Here is a 19,779-nt window from a genome sequence, read left to right on the forward strand (position 1 = left end):
ATCTGATTATTTACTATTTATTAAGGTTGCTATTTATTAAGGTGTAAGGCGGTATTGAAATCTTTGTCTAATAAGTGCCCCATGCGGTCACGCTTGGTCGCTAGATATTCAGCATTCATATCGTTCACGCCGACGACCAAAGGCACGCGCTCAATAACATCAATACCATGCTCGGTTAAGTAAGCGACTTTATTAGGGTTATTGGTGATAAGACGCACAGCATCTACGCCGACATGAGCAAGCATCGGTCCGCACATATCATAAATGCGCGCATCCGCAGGGAGCCCCAACATAAGGTTCGCATCCAAGGTATCGTGCCCTTGGTCTTGCAAAGCATAGGCTCGAATCTTATTGGTTAAGCCAATACCGCGACCTTCTTGGCGTAGATATAGAATTGCACCGCAGCCCGTTTTTTGTATCGCCTCCATCGCCGTATTTAGCTGTGGACCGCAATCACATTTTAAAGAGCTAAAAGCGTCACCAGTCAAGCACTCAGAATGAATCCGTATTAAAGGAATAGGGTGTTCTGATAAAGTGTTCTCTTCTTTGTTTAACAGAGCGTCAGGCGAGGGCAGGCTGTCGGTAATATCCGTTTGATCAACCGCAGCTAGACCCACCGTCAGCATCACATGCTCTTGACCTTCATCGTTCTCAAAGATATGAATATCAAACTCGCCGTGACGAGTAGGCAATTTGGCGCTAGTAATAAATTGATATGACATTAATGCCCTGCATAAGCTGATTATCGTGGCGCTAACTGTCTGACATAGCTTTATAATAAAAGCTAAGTTATTGTAAGCTAGTGGGTTTATAAAATATTATGCTAATTATATTTATTATAAAAACCCATCAACTATAAAAACACACAAAGTTCACAGACGGCGCACGATGATTAAAGCGACAATTAGAAATAAATGCTATTATGCCATACTATTTTGACGGATACAGTGACAAGTCTTTGCCCTTACATTACTATGTCGTCATTAACGTCCGATATGGCTGCAAAATAATAAAGCATAATAGCTATTTAGATGATTCTAAAGAGTGCTTTTAAGATAAGCTTTAGGATAGTCATATGACGTTATATAAAATAGCGTATTTTGGGTTATTTGCAGCATTAAAAGCTGTATCACTAATTGTATAGCCGATGTCATCAATTGCATCATCAATGAGATGAAGGATGATATCACTATTATTAACGCCACTTAGATTAGTGCTAGTGCTAGCCATTGTCTAAGCTAGCATCTTGTCAGCAGATTGGTAGGTATCGTACGTTTTATGCAGCAGTCACCTCATTTCCCACAGTCTTTATCTGCGTCAGCTGTTGATTCTGCTGTACCGCTATCAAACCTGCAACAAACGTATGCAGTGATTCCACGTGAGCGTCCACAAACGCCATTGCTTGATAGGGTAGATAGTCCCGCCGACCTCAATACTTTTAGCATCAATGAGCTGATTACTTTAGCAGATGAGTTGCGGCTGTTTTTGTTATATTCAGCCGGTCAAAGCGGTGGTCATTTCGGTGCAAATTTAGGCGTGGTTGAGTTGACTATTGTACTGCATCATTTGCTAGATACCCCGCAAGATCAAATCGTTTGGGATGTTGGTCATCAAGCTTATGCGCACAAAGTACTGACAGGTCGTCGTGATCAGCTTGGCACTATCCGCTCTAAAACTGGTTTAACCGCCTTTCCAGAACGCGCCGAATCTGTCTATGATACCTTTGGAGTTGGTCATTCATCAACGTCTATCTCAGCTGGTTTAGGAATGAGCTTAGCGTTACGCTATCAAGGTCGCGCGCAGACTGTTGCTTGTATTATCGGTGATGGGGCAATGACAGGCGGTATGGCATTTGAAGCTATGAATGACGCGGTGCAACAAAACGCTGATTTGATGGTGATTCTAAACGACAATGATATGTCGATATCCTGTTCTATTGGTGGATTTTCACGGCATCTAGCTATGCTTTGGGAATCGGGATATCAAGTTGATATCTCTGATACAGGCGAGCCGATGGTGTGTAAACGTCCTGATATGAAGGATTTTGATCGTCGTAAACGCCATACAGAGCATCGTGAAGTACCGCAGCTAGAAGACAATCTATTTAAAGCGATTGGTTTTACCTATTTTGGTCCCTTTGATGGTCATAATATTCCTGAATTGCTACGTGTCTTATCGATTGCCAAACAGATTAAAGGTCCAGTTTTAGTCCATATTTATACTACGAAAGGTAAAGGCTTTGCGCCTGCTGAATTAGATCCAGTAGGCTATCACGCTATTAGCAGTTTACCTGCTGAAGATAGTGCACCAGAAACTGAAAAACCAGACACAGTCGCAGCTGAGCCTTTATTAAAGTACTCGCAAGTATTTGGACAGTTTTTATGTGATAAAGCGGCAGATGACAATAAACTGCTCGCTATCACTCCGGCGATGGAAGAAGGCTCGGGGATGATAGAGTTTGCTCGTCAATTCCCAGAGCGTTTCTTCGATGTGGCGATTGCTGAGCAACATGCCGTGACCCTAGCTGGTGGTATGGCAACACAGGGCGTAAAACCGATTGTAGCGATTTATTCGACGTTCTTACAGCGCGGCTATGACCAGCTTATTCATGATATTGCTTTGCAAAATCTTGATGTGATGTTCGCCATTGATCGCGCTGGCTTAGTTGGCGAAGATGGCGCTACTCATGCAGGGGTATTTGATTTTGCCTTTTTACGCTGCGTGCCCAACATGCTGATTGCGGCGCCAAAAGATGAAAGCGAATGCTATCATCTGCTCAATACTTGTTATGAATACGAAGGCTGCACCGCAGTGCGTTATCCGCGCGGTGTCGGCACTGGCGCGACTATTACGCAACCAGCGCAAATTTATAACGTTGGTGAAGCAGTGGTAGAGTCGGTAATCGGTGAAGAAAATGCACCTAAAAAATTAGTATTATTGGCGTTTGGTACCATGGTTGAAACCGCTCAGCAAGCTGCAGAAATAATTGCAAAATCTCCTTTAGCATCAAGCTGTCAGCTGCATGTGGTTAATATGCGCTGGGTGAAGCCTTTAGATACTAACTTGCTTGAAACCTTAGTGAAGCAAGGTGTCACTCATATCGCGACGTTAGAAGAGCATATGATCATGGGCGGCGCAGGTAGTGCGGTCAATGAATACTTATTAAACGAATCGGTTGCTTTCAAAAACTATCGCCCAGCTATCTTTAATATAGGCATTCCTGATCGCTTTGTCGCGCATGGCTCTCAGCTAGAGCAGTTAGCGGATTGTGGTTTGGATGTAGAAGGTGTGGTTAATCAGCTGCAACAATTGTTATCATAAATAGTTTAGCTCAGAGTTTTAAAAGTTCTTAAAGGCTGTCTTCTTAAAAGCTATCTGCTAAATTATCAGAATAATAAATGAGCGTAATCCGTTAAAAATTGATAAAATAGCCGTGTAAAAAATAAAGCATGTATTTTGTGCCAAAAAATCGCCTGCTTGCCGTAGGTGTGAATTATTTGACAACTTGAGCGGTGCGACTAATAGCAACCATGTATTGTGGTTTGCTTCGTGGCTTTATTTTTCATTGATTTTATAATAAGCGCTTATGTGATAAGTGCTTGTTAATTAATATTTATCCAGCAATATCCATTCATCAAACAAGCAGGTTATTCTATGGAACCCATGGTCGTCATCGCAGCGCGTGCTGCTGAAAAAGTCGGTAAAGAAATTTTGTACGCGCATCAAAACCGTCACAAAATTGAGCTAGATATCGAGTCAAAAGGATTAGATGGTCTAGTTACTCGTATTGATCGCTTTAGCGAAGAGCTGACGATTGAGACGCTAAAAGCCAGCTATCCAACGCACTCGTATTTGGGTGAAGAGTTTGGTATGCAAGAAGGTCGCGGCGAAGATGCTGACTGGTGCTGGATTATTGATCCATTAGATGGCACCAAAAACTTCGTTCATGGCGTACCGCAATTTTGTGTGTCTATCGCTGTACAGCATAAAGGCGTCACTCAACACGGTGTTGTTTATGATCCTGTTCGTGATGAGATGTTCTCTGCTAGCCGCGGTAAAGGCGCGCGTTTAAACCAGCGCCGTATCAGTGTCAGCGAGCGTAAAACCCTTGAAGGTGGCTTATTCACCACAGGTCATCCGCTTGAGCGTAAACGCAATGGCGAAATTATCTCTTATGCCAAAGAGCATTTCGAAAGTCTACAAAAAGTCACTGAAGAAGGCGGTCAAATTCGTCGTTTAGGCTCAGCAGCACTTGATTTATGTTATGTGGCAGCGGGTCGCTTTGATGGCTATTTTGAAATGTCGATCAAGCCTTGGGATATCGCTGCAGGCGAGCTTATCGTCACAGAAGCACGCGGCGTGGTCGTTGACCATACCGGCGCGCACAACTCGATGACATCAGGTTCTATCTTTGCTTGTAATATAAAACTGTTAAAACCTTTAATGCAAGTGGTTGTACCAGCATGGGGCGAAGCGCTGTAATCGCACTATCTTTAGATAGTTGATTATGACAAAAAAAAGCTGGTTCCGTTACGGAGCCAGCTTTTTTGATTTACTATTACCTTTATGGTCGCTTTTATCTTCGACCGTGATGCCATTAAATTTAAGCTCTTTACTGACCTTTTCGAGCAGCTGCAACTCTTCTTCTATCAGCAGCAGCATGTCTTGTATACGTGGTAAAGCTTTGCTACAGGCGGTAATGCCAAACTCAATCTTATCCAAATAGCTTGCCAGTGTGATATTCATCGCCTGTCCATTAAAGACAATCGAGGCAGGATATAGAGACTGCAAGCGCGCGCCATTCCAATATAGCGGCTTTTCAGAGCCTGGTACGTTTGAGATAATCAGATTAAAGGCTTGTTTTTTAGGGAACAAACCTGTTGCCAAGTTAATCCCTTCCCATGCATAAGAAACCACACTGTAGTTAATAACTTGTGCTTGGTTCATACGGCGGAAGCGGCGTTTGCCATTATTCATACTGCGATGAATGAGCTTGATTCTGCTTAATGGATCATCTAGATGAGTACCCAAATTAGCGAGGACAAATGACAGCTGATTGCCCGCTACGCTATCATCAGTACGTAAGGACATGGGCACAAACGCAATCAACGGTTTGCTCGGTAGCGCATCCATCGAAATTAGATAACGTCGAATAGCGCCAGCACAAACGGCAAGTACCACATCGTTTTTGCTAATATTGATACGTTCAGCAATGTCATTAAAGCGCTTGATATCATAAGATTGTGCGGCTATGCGCCTCGATGCTGAGATGCGTCTGTTTAGGATACTCATCGGCGCATTAAAGGTGCTGACATAGCTGTCATCATTATAATTTTTAAAATTATCCAGCAATTCTGTGAATACCGGCTTAATGGTAGATACTTGTTCTTTCAAGATGCGTAAAGCAGAGCGCTCTTTGGGCAAAATAGCATCAACTTGATTGCGATATCGTGCCATCAAAGACCAAATAGGCAAAGTAACCGGCTCATTCGGCGACTGTGACAAAGATTTTTTGACCAGACGCATAGCAGCGATGCCATCAACAAGTGAGTGATGAATTTTAAAGTACAAAGCAAAGCGCTCTGGACTGCCTTCAATATCTGGCTGAATGCCTTCAATCACATGGCACTCCCAAAGCGGCATAGCGCGGTCTAGTAGACGACCATGCTCTCTTGATACATACATCAATAGCTCGCGTACACGGGCAGGCTTAGGTAGGGCAACATGATGCAAGTGATGCTCGACATCGAAGTGCTTGTCTTTTTTCCAAAATACCATATGCTCAAGCACTTGGTTGAAAGGAAAGGTGGGCGGTACATCGGAGTCTTGCATCTGTTTGACAAGCTCATGAACAAAACTGATATCAGCATCTTCTGGTAATTCGAATAAAAATAAACCTCCAACATGCATCGGTTGTTTACGCGACTCAAGAAGTAAGAACAACTGGTCGACTGCTGTGAGAAGCCGCATAATAAATCCTTTTATGACGATGAGAAGATATTCAATGAATCAGGGTTTACGCGGTTATAAAGAATAATTAATAAGATATGCCAGTATAAAAATGCAGCCTTATCTCTTTATAACCTATTTCCAACTAAAAGTTTACCTAAAATCTTGCAGTCAAGAACTGACTAAAAAAAGCTCTTCAAAAGTAGTCAAAAAACTACTGAAAAAAGTATCCTGTCTGCGGCGAGCTGGCAATGGCCATTTTTCGCATCGGCATACGACCGGCTAAGAATGCCTGACGTCCTGCCCAAACGGCGTGTTTCATGGCATGTGCCATCATCACCGGGTTTTGGGCGTTGGCAATCGCTGAATTCATCAGCACGCCATCACAGCCAAGCTCCATCGCAATCGCCGCATCAGATGCCGTACCAACACCGGCGTCAACCAATACTGGTACCTTGGCATTTTCAACAATTAGGCTTAGCGTATGGCGATTAAGTAGACCTAAACCTGAGCCAATTAAGCTACCTAATGGCATAATCGCTACGCAGCCCATACTTTCAAGCTCTTGAGCAACGATAGGATCGTCTGAGGTATAAACCATGACCTCAAAACCATCATCAATCAATACCTTTGCCGCCTTTAACGTTTCCATTACATTAGGGTAGAGCGTTTTCTCATCCCCTAATACTTCAAGCTTAATCAGATTATGCCCGCCTAATAGCTCGCGAGCAAGCTTACAAGTGCGAATTGCCGTTTCTGCATCGAAACAACCGGCTGTATTGGGTAAGATGGTATATTTATCTGGTGAAATTACGTCGAGCAAATTTGGTTCGTCACGATTTTGACCGATATTGGTACGACGAATAGCGACCGTTACGATTTCTGCTGCTGACGCACCGATTGCCGCGCCAGTTTCAGCCATATCCTTATATTTACCCGTACCGACCAATAATCGAGAAGAAAAGGTGCGACTACCGACCGTAAAAGTATCTTGCGAAAGTAGCGTAGGACTAATGATAGAAGTTGCAGCTTGTGACATAAGGATATCCTAATAGCGGGCGAGTAAAGGTGACAAACAAAGGCTCGTATCAATCATATAAGTCAGCAAAAAATCTCTATTTGCAGTCTACGATAATAGCGCTGATTGAGCAAAAGTCAAAATCTAATCAAAGCTTTGCTACTTGCTCAAAGCAAAATGTTATTATAACAAACTCATGCAAGCTTACTGACAAACTTTAGCGTGTTTAACGATTTAAGTTGTCTAAATTCCTAGCTTTTATGCTGCCGTTTATTTTCCAAGCTGTTTCTAATTGGGTTATTTATTAGGTCGTCTTTATGATGCAACTGCCGTACAGTTTTGCAAAACGCCATCAGATTTTGGTCATACTGGCTATCGATCCTGAATTGCCGCCGACATTGGTACTAACCAAGGCGACGCCATTATCAGCGATTAATGAAGCAGTGCGGTTTTTGCAGCAGCAAGGTGTCCGCGGTGTGCCAGTTTATGATAGCACCAGCTCGGATGATTTTGAAAAGCGCATGAACGCTGCTTACGCGGGCAATACTGGCGAATCACAGCATATCGCTGCTGGGCTTGAAGACCATCCTGACTTAGATAGCTTGGCAGATAGTGTACCTGAAACTGAAGACTTAATGGACCAACAAGACGATGCGCCCATTATTCGGCTGATTAATGCGTTATTGTCCGAAGCCATCCGTCTTAATGCATCAGACATTCATATCGAAACCTTTGAGAAACGTTTAGTGGTACGCTTTCGTGTCGATGGTGAGCTCAAAGAAATCATTACGCCAAAACGTCAATTAGCACCATTATTAGTATCGCGTATCAAAGTAATGGCTAAATTAGATATCGCTGAAAAGCGCGTGCCACAAGATGGACGAATTAGTTTACGGCTAGCAGGACGAGAAGTTGACGTGCGTGTATCGACATTACCATCAAGCTTTGGTGAGCGCGTAGTCATGCGACTGTTAGATAAGCAAGCTGGTCGATTAAATATGACTTACTTAGGGCTGTCTGATAATGATTATAACGAGCTTAAACGCTTAATTCATCGCCCGCATGGCATTATTTTGGTGACAGGACCTACAGGCTCAGGTAAGACCACGACACTGTATTCAGCATTGACGGATTTAAATGATCAGACCCGTAATATCTTAACTGCTGAAGATCCCATTGAATTTCAGCTTGATGGTATTGGGCAAACGCAAGTCAATAATAAGGTTGATATGACCTTTGCTAAAAGCTTGCGCGCGATGTTGCGTCAAGATCCGGACGTAGTGATGGTCGGTGAGATTCGTGATTTAGAAACTGCAGAAATTGCTGTACAAGCGTCCTTAACGGGGCATTTGGTATTATCGACATTGCACACCAATACGGCTATTAGTGCTGTGACGCGCTTGCAAGATATGGGCGTTGAGCCGTTTTTATTATCGTCATCATTGATAGGTGTCGTCGCCCAGCGTTTGGTTCGTACCTTATGCACGCATTGCCATGGCTGGCAGGTAGCTGACCCTGAACAAGCCAAGTTATTTACTGAAATCGGTTTGGGATTAAGTACGCTCAATAGCGATGTTGCACCCATTAACCTTCCCAAACCAGTCGGCTGTGATAAATGTAATCAATCTGGCTTTAAAGGGCGCACGGCGATATATGAAGTGGTGCCTGTTGATGATGCGCTGCGCCGTATGATTCATAGCAATACCGCCGAGTACGAGCTAGAAGAATATGCACGGCAACAGACGCCATCGATTCGTGCTGATGGTTTGCGTAAGGTCATAGCGGGACGTACGACGTTAGAAGAGGTGCTACGAGTGACCAAAGAAAGCGCCCTAACCGAGGACGCTTTAATCGTTTAAATAAGAGTTTTAGAGTAAAATTTCAATATTTATTTGGCAGCCATGCATTCAATTTCTACACTTGCACCTGCTGCCAATTCAGCCACACCAAAAGCTGAACGGACAGGATAGGGCTTAGCCAATTCTGCTTTATAGACTTTATTAAAGTCATTAAAATCGTCCATATCAGTGAGCATTACCATACATTTAACGACATCTGACTTTTGATAACCATATTTTAATAAGGTGCTATTGATATTATCTAGTGCTTGTTTGGCTTCGGCTTTGACACCACCTTTGACCAGCTTGCCATCTTTAAAACCAATTTGACCTGACATATATAAAGTATCGCCGACACGTACCGCTTCTGAAAAGGGGTAGTCGCCGCCATCACCTAAGAATACAGGGCTAGATTTGGTAATAGTAGCATTTTGGGTCGCAGCTTTCTCAGGTGCCGCCGTGGCGCTAACGGCAAATCCTAATGTACAAGCAGCGACGAGGAGTACCTTGGATAAATTGGTAGCCCTTGTTTTAGAAGCTACTTTATGAATTGCTTTAGCAATCGTTTTGGACATCATTGTCTCCTTATTATCATTTTATAAATAACTACGATACCAGATACGCTATCAAAATACTTTAATCTAGATAGCGCACTGTTTTGACGTATTTTTTATCAATTACTTGTTTACAACCGCTTCATCATCATTAGCCGCTGACTGACTGTCTTGCTCGGTTTCTTTTGACTCTACTTTAGTATCAGCCTCTACTGATTTTTCGTTGGCTTTACCTTGACGACGCGCTTCTAACTCAGACTTGGGTATCCACGCCCACGTCATCTCGACGACGATAGGGTCGCGCTCGCTGTCCGACTCACGGTCATGAATGACGCACGGAATGACCATCTCGCCTTTTGGGGTATTTAAAATATCCAAACGCTGCTCATCAGATAAGCTTGCGATGGCAGCCATCTGTCCTTTTTTAATCGGACGATAAAAATTCACTGAGTAAGACTTAATTAATAATACTCGATCAGATGGCAGATTTAAGCCTAAGATAAAGCCTGTTGCCGTTTCAGCCAATAAGGTAATGGCAACGGCATGTATAGAGCCGATATGGTTTTGTACGGCTTTGCTATTATTTAAGCTGACTACCACTTGATTTGGCTCAACGGTTTCATAATAGACGCCCGTGGTGCCAACATAGGGTACGACTTTACCAAAGGCTTTTGATAAAATGCTTGAGCGCGCGCCAGCAGGTAAGTATTTGGTAACGGATAATAATTTGCTAAATTGATTATTGATTGGTTTCAGCGTGCTGTTAGGTTTGTCGACCGTAGGTTTTGCAATGTCGGCTATTTTGGCTGGCAGTTTTTTGTTCAGCTTGCTAGGGCGTTTTTTTAATAATCCTGACATATAACATTCCTCAATTGAGTGGGATTTACAATGCTTATGATGCTAAAGTAAAAATGCTTGGACGCTGGATGAGTCGCCAAATCGCCTTTATCCTAGCAGCTATTGTAGTTATGGTACATTAACTGCTCAGTCGCTACTATTATTACCATGAACTGCTGCGCTTACAAAATAACAGTGACGTAACCGCATCTTAATACTCTGAATGTTAGTCATTCAAATGCTTATATCATATGTATGCAATGTCTATAATGACAATATATAAACCCCTTTTTGTTGGATAATGCCATGCCTGATGGGTCGAATGACAAGCCAATTAATATTATTTATACGGGCGTTGCTGGTACGGGTAAAACCTATCGATTGCTACAAATTGCAAAAGAATATACCGACTATATCCCTAAGATAAATGATGACGAATTGCTTAAGCAGCTATTGCAAGAATTGAGCTGGCGTGAGGTGGTCTGTTTAATATTCTTAGATTTTCAAGTGCAACAACAAGATTTGGTCAAAGTACCTGAAGTCGTCAATCATGAATTTTTTGTCGCCAAAGCAGCGCAAAATGAAAGAGAGAAAAATTTAAGCAATACAGCATGGTCTGTGCTACAAATGCACAGTCCAGCCAGCTCACAAACCGTTATGTATAAAAATAGAGCTGGTCAATCCTATTTTGATAAAGACCCTAGCGGCGCGTGGTATTTATTGCCTGATAGCATGGCGTTGTTGACTGATTTGTCACAGCAATTAGCAGAGTTTCAACAAGTACAGCGTGATAACAGTACCAATTTAACCCAATCCAACCAAAGCCAGGCTAGCCAAAATAAACAATTTCAGCAACAGCGCTTTAGTATGGTCAGCTTTCATCAAGCATATGGCTATGAAGAGTTTGTCGAAGGTATCCGACCTGTGATGGCAGCTTCTAATCAGTCGAATAATAGCCCGTCGCAAATGACTTATGCGATTACTGATGGCGCCTTTTTAAAGCTCTGTCAGCGTGCGGCAAACGACCCTCAGCAGCGTTATGCGATGCTGATAGATGAGATTAACCGTGCCAACGTCTCACGCGTTTTTGGCGAATTGCTCAGTCTTATTGAACCTGATAAACGAGCGAGCATGCCCAATGCGATGACGGTCAATTTGGCATATTCTGGGCGCGCATTTAGCGTGCCTGTTAATGTTGATATCTATGCGACCATGAATACCCAAGATCATTCTTTAGCACCATTAGACATGGCGCTGCGTCGTCGTTTTCGCTTTATTGACTGTCCACCAAAGCCTGAGCTATTATCGATTCTCAACTTGAATAAAGGGTCAGAAGTAACCGACGAAACTGAGTCTATCGATTTAGGCAAAGTGTTAACTGGATTGAATCATCGTATCAGTCAAACGCTAGGAATTGAGGCGCAATTGGGTCATGCGTTTTTATTCTCAGTACAGAGTCTTGAGCAGCTGCAAATGGCACTCGTTGAACAAATTATTCCGCAATTAGCCCAAGCTGCAGGCGGGCAAGTCGCCGTCTTGCAGTATATTTTTAGAGATGAACAGCAGCCAATATCGATGCAGTTTATTCATGATAGCTTTGGGTTAATAGATAAGCAGATACCCAAGCAGAGACTTAGCCAAAATCTAATGTTCTCAGAACAGCAATCCTATTTTACTCAGTCTATAAATGCAGGTAGCTATGCAATAAACACCGACCTTATCGCCAAAGCTGGCGAGTTTGCTAATGCCGCCGTCTATCAACGCTTATATCCATGAGGATGCTAATCGGTGATCAATAAGCATAGGCAAACTCAAAACTCTGTAACCAATATCATGACGGTATTTGAACATCAGCACTTAACGTTGTCTGATTTTTTGTACGATAATGATTTTCAGTGGCTGATAATCCAAGAGCTGTCGGTATTTAGCATTAAACGTAAGCAGGGAAAGTGGCAGCTAAAAGTTGGGCATTATATCGGCGTCATTATGCTGCCCAGTGGAATGACTCTTGAGATACTGCCAAAACTTATCTCCCATACTACTAGCAATTCTATTAAGCAGCCATTTCAGTTAAATAAGTCGCTAGCAGATACGGATATTTTGCAAACTCGTCACTGGGTACAAAATATGCTGTCAGACTTGGTAAATAGTAACGATCACAAATTACCTCATAGCAAAAATTTCGGTCAGGTTAGTGACAAACTGGCAGCGCTACCGCTGGCAGCATTACCTTTGTCAGACTGGCTGGCTAAGCAATTCCTGCAGTGCTTAGTGCATTATCAACCGACCAAGCAATATCAAACCCAAATTCATAACCAAGCAGCACTACAGGGGCGCTTGCTCATAAAGGAGCAATTACGCCATAACAGTATGCAACCACATAAATTTGTTTGTGAGCGCAGTGTGCTGAGCCAAGAGATGCTAGGTAATAGAATGATTAAGAGTGCATTAAAGCTGCTAATGCCTTTGCTATCCCAATCAAATATCTCTCATTATTTACAGCCGTGGCAGCACGTGTCTGAATTGCAAAAACATGAAAGGCAGAAGTTGCAGTCGATAGCTCAGCAAGCAAAGCGTGAGCTTGAAATTCAACCGCTGAATGCGCTGCAATTGCAAGCTGCCCTACAGTTAGTGGATTTAGCTTATTGGTTGCTTAATCAGTCAAATATGGAAACTGGTCATAGCATTGATTCACCAAAACCATTTAATAATAAGTCTATACCGCCGCGCTTATGCTTATTGATTGATATGAACCAAGCGTTTGAGCAATGGGCAAGTCAGCGCATCGCGTTATTTTTTCAACAACAAAGTAAGAATTATCAACCGCTGTTTCAAGCGCAGCGTGTTTGGCTAAACGATGCAGAAGGGCAGGCGTGTTTATCTATTCGTCCCGATTTATTGATTTATCGGCAGGTACGCTCGAATGCTGAAAGTACAGGAATGAATGATGATAATTTACCAATAGAGCATTTGGAAACAAATCAATCAGCAGAAAAACAGGTAGGTCACTATAGTCATGTGATTGATATTAAATGGAAGCATTTAGCGCATGCCAGCAACATTGCTGCTAGCGATGCCTATCAATTGAGCAGCTACGCGCAGGCTTATCAAGCCGAGCAAGTATGGCTGGTATATCCCGTACAAGATAATCAGAGGCAGGCAGAAGCGCTAAGACAACACAGCCAGCCTAGTTTGTCGCATAACCAGCAGCCCAATACTACGACATCCAATGCACAGTTATGGCTAATGCCATTTAATGTAATGACCGGCTGCATAAACAGTGACTTGCTTCTGGTATAAGATAGAGTATAATGAGCGCCTAGGTTATTAAGCACTATGTTAAGTAATGGCTGTTGTCGACGTTTAGTTTATAAGAAATAAGCCTTTTTTAAATAATTTAGCAGTTTTTTAAAATTAATTGAAAATAGGTGTTGACACTATCAACGTTTCCCCTTAATATGTGCACCTCGATAGCGAGGAACGTTAGCCAGTTAGCGGCATTGCCAACAACCAGTTAATCAACAAACTATCGTGATAATAGAGAATTTCGGAGTGTGGCGCAGTTTGGTAGCGCATCTGGTTTGGGACCAGAGGGTCGTAGGTTCGAATCCTATCACTCCGACCATCTATTTTAAGAGCCTTACAGGCTTTTTTTTATGTATAATGGTTTGGTTTCTTGTATGATAAACTGACTAAAATATATAAAAGTCCTCTAAGAGCGCCTGTAGCTCAGTTGGATAGAGCATCTCCCTTCTAAGGAGGTGGCCGCAGGTTCGAATCCTGCCAGGCGCACCATTTAGCCTGCATATCTTGTCGAATTTTGACAACAGTTATGGCGGTTGTAGCTCAGTTGGTAGAGCCCCGGGTTGTGATCTCGGTTGTCGTGGGTTCGAGTCCCATCAGTCGCCCCATATTTTTAGTTTTATCCCTTCTATTTATATTCTAGCGCTATATCAAAATCACTTAGAAATATATGCTGCCATTTTTGGCATTTTTTTGTGCCTGTTACTTTTGTATTATCTTGTTTGATCTATTATTTACGTCTGTTTAGAGCGCTAATTATTTAATAGCCTACTGGCGTTTTTTAGCAATTTTTCTTATGATACATCTTTGATAGTAAAGGCTTCCTAAAGGTCAGCTTATTTTATTATGAAAAAAATTATCTAAGTATCGCTATAATTTAGGACAGTGGCACGTTATTAAGTATCTGTGATTGAGGAAATAGTTGATGGACGCATTGAGCGTGTTACTACAAAATGTGCATTTGTTCGATACAAAATACTATCGGTTAAATGGTACAGGCAATTGGTCTTATTCACTGACCAGACAAGATACGATTTTATTTTATTTGGTGATGTCCGGTAGCTTTTGTATTGATATGGGTAATGGCATTAGAGAAGCACATGCCGGCGATATTATTATGATTCCGAGCGCGCAGAATCATTTCAGTTATGCACTCAATTATCATGGACAAAATGCTAAAGCGCTGGATGAGCTCCTTATCAATGGTACGGGAAACTCGCTTGATATACAGGGCGATGGCGATGCTCGATCGTCTTTGATATTGATTGAGTGTAAGTATGATAAAGAGATGATGCGTCCTTTATTATCGGTGCTGCCACCGATATTGCCTGAGATTAATGAGGAGTCTGATGGTCGTTTTGAGGTGATTGATGTCGAGATTCGACTATTGACCTTGGAAGCAGAGCATGAGCGTATGGGCAAAACCGCTATCATCAATCATTGGGCAGGTATTATGCTGGTTGAATGCTTGCGGGTTTTTATCGAGAGTCTGCCTGAGGCAACTGACAGTTGGCTAAAAGCGATGAAAGATCCATTTTTAACCAAGGCATTGGTTGCGATGCACGAACATCCAAGCCAAAACTGGAGCATTCATAAGCTGGCTGAAGTTGCCGGTATGTCGCGCTCAAGCTTTGCTCAACGCTTTAAAGAAGTGGTCGGTATGCCGCCGCTTACCTATTTGATTGATTATCGCTTGCGCTTGGCAGCGCGCTACTTGCGTTTGCAACAAAATAGTATCAGCCGTATTAGTGAGCTGGTCGGTTATGCCTCAGACTCAACCTTTAGCCAAGCCTTTAAACGGGTGTATGGTGTATCACCAAAAGCATACCGTCAACAATATCAACAACAGACACTGGCTTAGCTGTGATTTAAGAAAAATGGCTATCGGGTTTTTGGCTTTTTTTGATAATAGTCATCAAAATGAGAGCTTTGATTTACTCATAATACTTTTTTATCATTAGTATTTGATAGTGGTACAGCTGACAATAAGTGTTGGTTAATGTACTATGGAGCAACGTATAAAAACGAATAAGTAAGTCGCCTAGTTGCTACGGCGTTCGAGTAGCCTACATTTTGTGCTGATATATTACTGCCTATCCGTAATATAGTATGATGTAGGTGATGTTTATTTTTGCAGCTGATGGTGTTTTATGACTGAACCGACCGCAAAGCCAAGCGTAAAATCAAGTAACTTTCCAGATGCCTCTCAAGATATTTCTGCGTCTGCTCATAAAAGCAGCAAGGCTACTAATAAAGTTAACGCTGAAAATAAGCAGAGCGAATTAAATATTCAGCAGGAAAAAAGTACACAGACAGGTGTAGTTACTGCGCTTAATAAAGCAGAATTGTTGGCATTATTTGTTTTGCCAACTGCTGATGATAGCTTGGCTCAGAATAATTCCCTCAATATATATACTACAAATCAAACCCTTACAAACCAAATCCCAACTACCGCTGATAGTGAAAATAGCGTAGCGACTCAGCGCGTAGCGCTTTATCAGGCGCAGCATGCGCGCACGCAGCAATTGTATCTAGCATCTGCTGCTACCCGTCCAACTTACCTTGTCCAAACCCTCAAAACACAGTTTGCAGAACATCAGCAATACCTGCTTGCTCAGCAGCTTGATAAGCGTGGGCTTATAGATACCGATGTTATTGAGCGCTTATGGCAGCAGCTGCATGTGGTCGATGATATTATTGAAGATATTGTGCGCCATATGCCAGCTCAGCAGCCAGCAGGTTGGCAGCTGACTACTCAGGATGGCTCTAATCCACTTTGTTTGGCTACCATTGGTAAACTTAAGCATAATAAACCTATCTTTGACCAAGGCAGCCTGAATAGCTACGTACTTAGTCACTTTGGCGTTAGTAGCTTCACTTATGATAGAGGTTATTATATTGGTCATGTAGTCGGTTATTTGTTTAGCTGTTATTTTTTCGCGCATTTATCCATCAGCTACGGCGTGACCGCGCTTGGTGAGGATGTGGTGAGCGATTATGATTATGCCAGCCTTGAAACGCCGCATATGGTTAGATTGCTGCAAGGTTTAGATGGCTATTGTAAAAAACGCATTTATCAATTGGCAGTGATTTGTGCACGTTTGAGCGTATTTGCGAGCGATAAGCGTATCGAGAAAATGCTAATTGCTGAAGTGAATGATTTTGATAAAAAGCTACAGCAGCAGCATTTAGATGTTTTATTATTACAAGGCTTGATGCCAGACAGTAACGATTCTACGCCACTTTTTTAAGCGCTCACCTGTCTAAATCCACTGTTTTCAAATACTGCGCTATTATCTTCTACTCTTGACTATCTTAGGATATCCGCTGCTATGCCTGCTTATCATTATAAGGCGCTTGACGATCGCGGCGGTATGCAAAAAGGCTTGCTTGAAGGTGATTCGGCGCGGCAAGTGCGCCAGCAGCTGCGTGATAAGCAGTGGACGCCAGTTGAAGTCAGTGCTGTCAGTACTGCTAATGATAGGCAAAGGCAACATAAAAGCCGCTACAAAAAACCTTCAGCTTATGAATTGGCACTGCTTACCCGCCAATTATCCGTCTTGCTTGCTGCCGGTATTCCATTAGAGGAAACCTTGGCAGCAGTCGCCAAACAATCACCAAAAACTCATATTAAATCCTTAATGCTTGCCGTACGATCGCATGTTTTAGAAGGCTTAAGTTTGGCACGCGCTTTACAGCAAGCAGCAAGTTTTCCACCGCTTTATATTGCCACCATTGCTGCAGGTGAGAAGTCTGGACATTTGGATCTGATTTTAAATCAGCTGGCCGATTACACCGAAAATCGCTTTGCCCTACAAAAGAAAATCCAAGGTGCCATGGTTTATCCGATTGTGCTGATGGTTATGGCAGTTGGCGTCATTATGGGCTTGATGAGTTTTGTGGTGCCCAAAATTGTCAAGGTTTTTGAGCAGTCCGAGCAAGCGTTACCGTTGATTACCCAAGTTGTTTTGGCATTATCGAACGCCATTACGCAGTGGTGGTGGCTGATGTTATTGGTACTAGCGGGTACGGCGTTTTTGTTCTATCGTTTTGCAAAGACCCAAGCAGGCAAGTTGGCAATAGACAGTGCCGTGCTCAGATTACCAATACTGGCGCGCTTATCAAAAGGGCTGAATGCAGCGCGCTTTGCCAGTACGCTTGCGATATTGGTACGCTCTGGGGTGCCGTTAATTGAAGCACTGCATATCGGAGCCGCGGTCACGACCAATCTGCATATCCAAAAAGCTATTATTACAGCAGCTGATAGAGTGACCGAAGGTTCGAGTTTATCCAGTCAATTAGACAAGTCCGCCTACTTCCCACCGATGATGGTTCAAATGATTAAAAGTGGCGAAAACTCAGGCGAGCTTGAAAATATGCTCAGTCGCGCCGCCAATATGCAAGAAGCCGAAGCGACCAACTTTATCAGTACTTTATTATCATTACTTGAGCCACTGATGCTGGTGCTGATGGGCGTGGTCGTGATGATTATCGTCATGGCAGTGATGCTACCGATTGTCAATATGAATGATTTGGCTGGCTAGCTTTTTATATTCTCTTAATGGTTTGTATATTTTTGCTCAAATGACTTTTATCCTATTTATTCCTATACCGATTCTTCATCTCTGCGATACTCTATTTTATCTGATAAGTATTTCAACGCTTTAACTTCACCTTAGCTTACGTTTCTTAAGTTTTACTTACTGTTGTATATTGTTGACCATAAGACGCTTTTACTTTCGTCAACTTTGTCGCTGCGCTATAGTAAGCTATACTTGAAAGTTATCGCTATAAATTACTAATTTAAGTTTTGATGCTGTCTAGCTATCAATGCTAAGTGCTTATAATAATTGGTGATAAAATTATTGCAGTAGTAGATAAAAATAAAGTCATAGTCTATAGTTGCAATGACTGCATTGTTAATCTCATACTTATATAACTGTGATAATAAAAGCGACGACTATGATTGATAAAACTCAAGTAAATACGATAGCACCAATTGCTATAAATAATATTCAAATGTATTCAAGCTCTAGCAGTGACCACATAAAACTGTCTTTAAAATCTGTAAAGCATAACCAATCAGGTTTTACCTTGATTGAGATTATGGTTGTGATTGTAATTTTGGCACTTTTAGCTTTTCTGGTAGTCCCAAATATAGTTGGACAAAGCGATAAAGCAAGAAAAAAGACAACTGAAATCACTTTGTCATCAGTTTCTAATGTATTAGATCAATACAGATCTGATAATGGTCGTTATCCTACGACCGCGCAAGGTCTAGAAGCATTGACTACACCGCCTGTTGATGCTAAAAACTATCCTGATGGCGGCTATATCAAAGGCAATTATCCAACAGACGGTTGGGAAGAACCTTTACAATATGTTTCCCCTGGTAGTGAAGGCCGACCTTATGACTTATTTTCACTAGGTGCTGATAAGAAACAAGGCGGCGAAGGGCAAGATGCTGACCTTTACGCTCAGCTATAAGTACTTTTTTCACTGTCTATCGAAGGATTATTCAAGATAGATTGTGATGAATGCCTTAGTGCTAATAGCCTCTTTTAAAGATATGGATATCAACCAATAAGGCATTATTGGTTGATATTTTTTATCAAAAAGCGCCGTAAAACCACGTCACTTCTAGGGCGTGGATATCAGGCGTCAGCTAGTGTCGCTCAGCCTTAACACAGCCTTGTCAACCAAACTCGTTGAGACCATAATCACTCTATGAAAACGCTCAAGTGTCGCATCAAAGACAAACACGCAAATCAGCTAAATAAACTGGCTGGCGCAGTTAACGTTGTGTGGAATTACGTCAATGATTTGAGTTTCAAACACTTGCAACGAACAGGCAAATTCTTTTCAGCTTATGATATTGCAACTTATGTAAAAGGCAGTGGTGAGTTTTTGAATTTGCACAGTCAAACCTTGCAAGCTGTTACTGAAACCCACGCTAAATCTCGAAAGCAATTCAAGAAAGCCAAGCTAAATTGGCGTACCAACCACCCCAAAGCTAAGCGCAAGTCACTCGGTTGGATTCCTTTTAAAAATACCGCGATAAAATATTTAGGCGTCAAAAAGGCAGGAAAGAAAAGCCTCAAATCCACCATTCAATTTAGCCTATCAAAAGGCAAAAAGCTGACCATCGACGTGTGGGATAGCTACAATCTAGCACTCTACACCATTAACACCTGTGAGCTTGTACAGGACAGTCGTGGTCTTTGGTATGCGTGCGTCACCGTTAAAGAATACCCAAAAACTGCGTGTGGTGATAGTCAAG

At 42.3% G+C, this 19,779-nt stretch carries 14 protein-coding genes, 3 tRNA genes and 1 pseudogene; 13 read left to right on the forward strand and 5 right to left on the reverse strand.

Annotation, left to right across the window (positions count from 1 at the left end):
• Window positions 1–29 precede the first annotated feature (29 nt).
• Complete coding sequence (ribA, locus tag ACMHKH_RS03470) at window positions 30–722, reverse strand: GTP cyclohydrolase II (RefSeq protein ID WP_413519275.1); 693 nt, start codon at window positions 720–722, stop codon at window positions 30–32.
• Between the two features lie 556 nt (window positions 723–1,278).
• Between ribA and dxs the strand changes: the two genes are divergently transcribed.
• Together dxs and ACMHKH_RS03480 are read left to right on the forward strand one after the other, a co-directional pair.
• Window positions 1,279–3,321 (forward strand): 1-deoxy-D-xylulose-5-phosphate synthase, encoded by a 2,043-nt coding sequence (dxs, locus tag ACMHKH_RS03475; protein ID WP_413519276.1) that lies wholly within the window; start codon window positions 1,279–1,281, stop codon window positions 3,319–3,321.
• A gap of 333 nt (window positions 3,322–3,654) precedes the next feature.
• Complete coding sequence (locus tag ACMHKH_RS03480) at window positions 3,655–4,482, forward strand: inositol monophosphatase family protein (protein ID WP_413519277.1); 828 nt, start codon at window positions 3,655–3,657, stop codon at window positions 4,480–4,482.
• 48 nt (window positions 4,483–4,530) lie between these two features.
• Here the strand turns inward: ACMHKH_RS03480 and ACMHKH_RS03485 are convergent, their stop codons facing one another.
• Window positions 4,531–5,970: a WS/DGAT/MGAT family O-acyltransferase gene (locus ACMHKH_RS03485; RefSeq protein ID WP_413519278.1), complete on the reverse strand. Its 1,440-nt coding sequence runs from the start codon at window positions 5,968–5,970 to the stop codon at window positions 4,531–4,533.
• A 193-nt stretch (window positions 5,971–6,163) separates the two neighbouring features.
• Complete coding sequence (locus ACMHKH_RS03490) at window positions 6,164–6,988, reverse strand: thiazole synthase (RefSeq protein ID WP_413519279.1); 825 nt, start codon at window positions 6,986–6,988, stop codon at window positions 6,164–6,166.
• 296 nt (window positions 6,989–7,284) lie between these two features.
• Between ACMHKH_RS03490 and gspE the strand changes: the two genes are divergently transcribed.
• Complete coding sequence (gene gspE / locus ACMHKH_RS03495; protein ID WP_413519280.1) at window positions 7,285–8,826, forward strand: type II secretion system ATPase GspE; 1,542 nt, start codon at window positions 7,285–7,287, stop codon at window positions 8,824–8,826.
• A gap of 29 nt (window positions 8,827–8,855) precedes the next feature.
• Here the strand turns inward: gspE and ACMHKH_RS03500 are convergent, their stop codons facing one another.
• Window positions 8,856–9,380, reverse strand: coding sequence for a RidA family protein (locus tag ACMHKH_RS03500; protein ID WP_413519281.1), 525 nt, complete (start codon window positions 9,378–9,380; stop codon window positions 8,856–8,858).
• Between the two features lie 102 nt (window positions 9,381–9,482).
• On the reverse strand, window positions 9,483–10,217 hold the full coding sequence (locus tag ACMHKH_RS03505) for a DUF4442 domain-containing protein (protein WP_413519282.1): 735 nt from the start codon (window positions 10,215–10,217) through the stop codon (window positions 9,483–9,485).
• Between the two features lie 285 nt (window positions 10,218–10,502).
• On the opposite strand from ACMHKH_RS03505, the gene ACMHKH_RS03510 reads away from it, so the two are divergent.
• The 10 genes and pseudogenes from ACMHKH_RS03510 to ACMHKH_RS03555 all read left to right on the forward strand — a co-directional run.
• A complete protein-coding gene (locus ACMHKH_RS03510; RefSeq protein WP_413519283.1) occupies window positions 10,503–11,972 on the forward strand; it encodes an McrB family protein in 1,470 nt (489 codons plus the stop codon).
• 12 nt (window positions 11,973–11,984) lie between these two features.
• A complete protein-coding gene (locus ACMHKH_RS03515; RefSeq protein WP_413519284.1) occupies window positions 11,985–13,496 on the forward strand; it encodes an McrC family protein in 1,512 nt (503 codons plus the stop codon).
• 248 nt (window positions 13,497–13,744) lie between these two features.
• Window positions 13,745–13,821, forward strand: a tRNA-Pro gene (locus tag ACMHKH_RS03520).
• A 93-nt stretch (window positions 13,822–13,914) separates the two neighbouring features.
• Window positions 13,915–13,991, forward strand: a tRNA-Arg gene (locus ACMHKH_RS03525).
• Between the two features lie 40 nt (window positions 13,992–14,031).
• A tRNA-His gene (locus tag ACMHKH_RS03530) sits at window positions 14,032–14,107 on the forward strand.
• A gap of 317 nt (window positions 14,108–14,424) precedes the next feature.
• Window positions 14,425–15,360, forward strand: coding sequence for a helix-turn-helix domain-containing protein (locus tag ACMHKH_RS03535; RefSeq protein WP_413519285.1), 936 nt, complete (start codon window positions 14,425–14,427; stop codon window positions 15,358–15,360).
• Window positions 15,361–15,649: 289 nt separating this feature from the next.
• Complete coding sequence (locus ACMHKH_RS03540) at window positions 15,650–16,750, forward strand: hypothetical protein (protein ID WP_413519286.1); 1,101 nt, start codon at window positions 15,650–15,652, stop codon at window positions 16,748–16,750.
• 81 nt (window positions 16,751–16,831) lie between these two features.
• Entirely contained in the window at window positions 16,832–18,043 is a 1,212-nt protein-coding gene (gene gspF / locus ACMHKH_RS03545) for a type II secretion system inner membrane protein GspF (RefSeq protein ID WP_413519287.1), read from the forward strand.
• A gap of 475 nt (window positions 18,044–18,518) precedes the next feature.
• The gene (gene gspG / locus ACMHKH_RS03550) at window positions 18,519–18,986 is read left to right on the forward strand and encodes a type II secretion system major pseudopilin GspG (protein ID WP_413519291.1); all 468 of its coding nucleotides are present in this window, start codon (window positions 18,519–18,521) and stop codon (window positions 18,984–18,986) included.
• A gap of 240 nt (window positions 18,987–19,226) precedes the next feature.
• Window positions 19,227–19,779: pseudogene (locus tag ACMHKH_RS03555) on the forward strand (RNA-guided endonuclease TnpB family protein); the annotation flags it as partial.

Source organism: Psychrobacter glacincola (genome assembly GCF_965118485.1).
In the GTDB taxonomy this organism is placed as follows: Bacteria; Pseudomonadota; Gammaproteobacteria; order Pseudomonadales; family Moraxellaceae; genus Psychrobacter; species Psychrobacter glacincola_D.

Bases quoted from the DNA above. Each gene is read 5' to 3' on its own strand.
- ACMHKH_RS03510 (WP_413519283.1), top strand. From the start codon at position 10,503: ATGCCTGATGGGTCGAATGACAAGCCAATTAATATTATTTATACGGGC.
- gspG (WP_413519291.1), top strand. From the start codon at position 18,519: ATGTATTCAAGCTCTAGCAGTGACCACATAAAACTGTCTTTAAAATCT.
- ACMHKH_RS03480 (WP_413519277.1), top strand. From the start codon at position 3,655: ATGGAACCCATGGTCGTCATCGCAGCGCGTGCTGCTGAAAAAGTCGGT.
- ribA (WP_413519275.1), bottom strand. From the start codon at position 722: ATGTCATATCAATTTATTACTAGCGCCAAATTGCCTACTCGTCACGGC.
- gspE (WP_413519280.1), top strand. From the start codon at position 7,285: ATGATGCAACTGCCGTACAGTTTTGCAAAACGCCATCAGATTTTGGTC.
- ACMHKH_RS03485 (WP_413519278.1), bottom strand. From the start codon at position 5,970: ATGCGGCTTCTCACAGCAGTCGACCAGTTGTTCTTACTTCTTGAGTCG.
- ACMHKH_RS03535 (WP_413519285.1), top strand. From the start codon at position 14,425: ATGGACGCATTGAGCGTGTTACTACAAAATGTGCATTTGTTCGATACA.
- ACMHKH_RS03500 (WP_413519281.1), bottom strand. From the start codon at position 9,380: ATGTCCAAAACGATTGCTAAAGCAATTCATAAAGTAGCTTCTAAAACA.
- ACMHKH_RS03540 (WP_413519286.1), top strand. From the start codon at position 15,650: ATGACTGAACCGACCGCAAAGCCAAGCGTAAAATCAAGTAACTTTCCA.
- gspF (WP_413519287.1), top strand. From the start codon at position 16,832: ATGCCTGCTTATCATTATAAGGCGCTTGACGATCGCGGCGGTATGCAA.
- ACMHKH_RS03490 (WP_413519279.1), bottom strand. From the start codon at position 6,988: ATGTCACAAGCTGCAACTTCTATCATTAGTCCTACGCTACTTTCGCAA.
- dxs (WP_413519276.1), top strand. From the start codon at position 1,279: ATGCAGCAGTCACCTCATTTCCCACAGTCTTTATCTGCGTCAGCTGTT.
- ACMHKH_RS03505 (WP_413519282.1), bottom strand. From the start codon at position 10,217: ATGTCAGGATTATTAAAAAAACGCCCTAGCAAGCTGAACAAAAAACTG.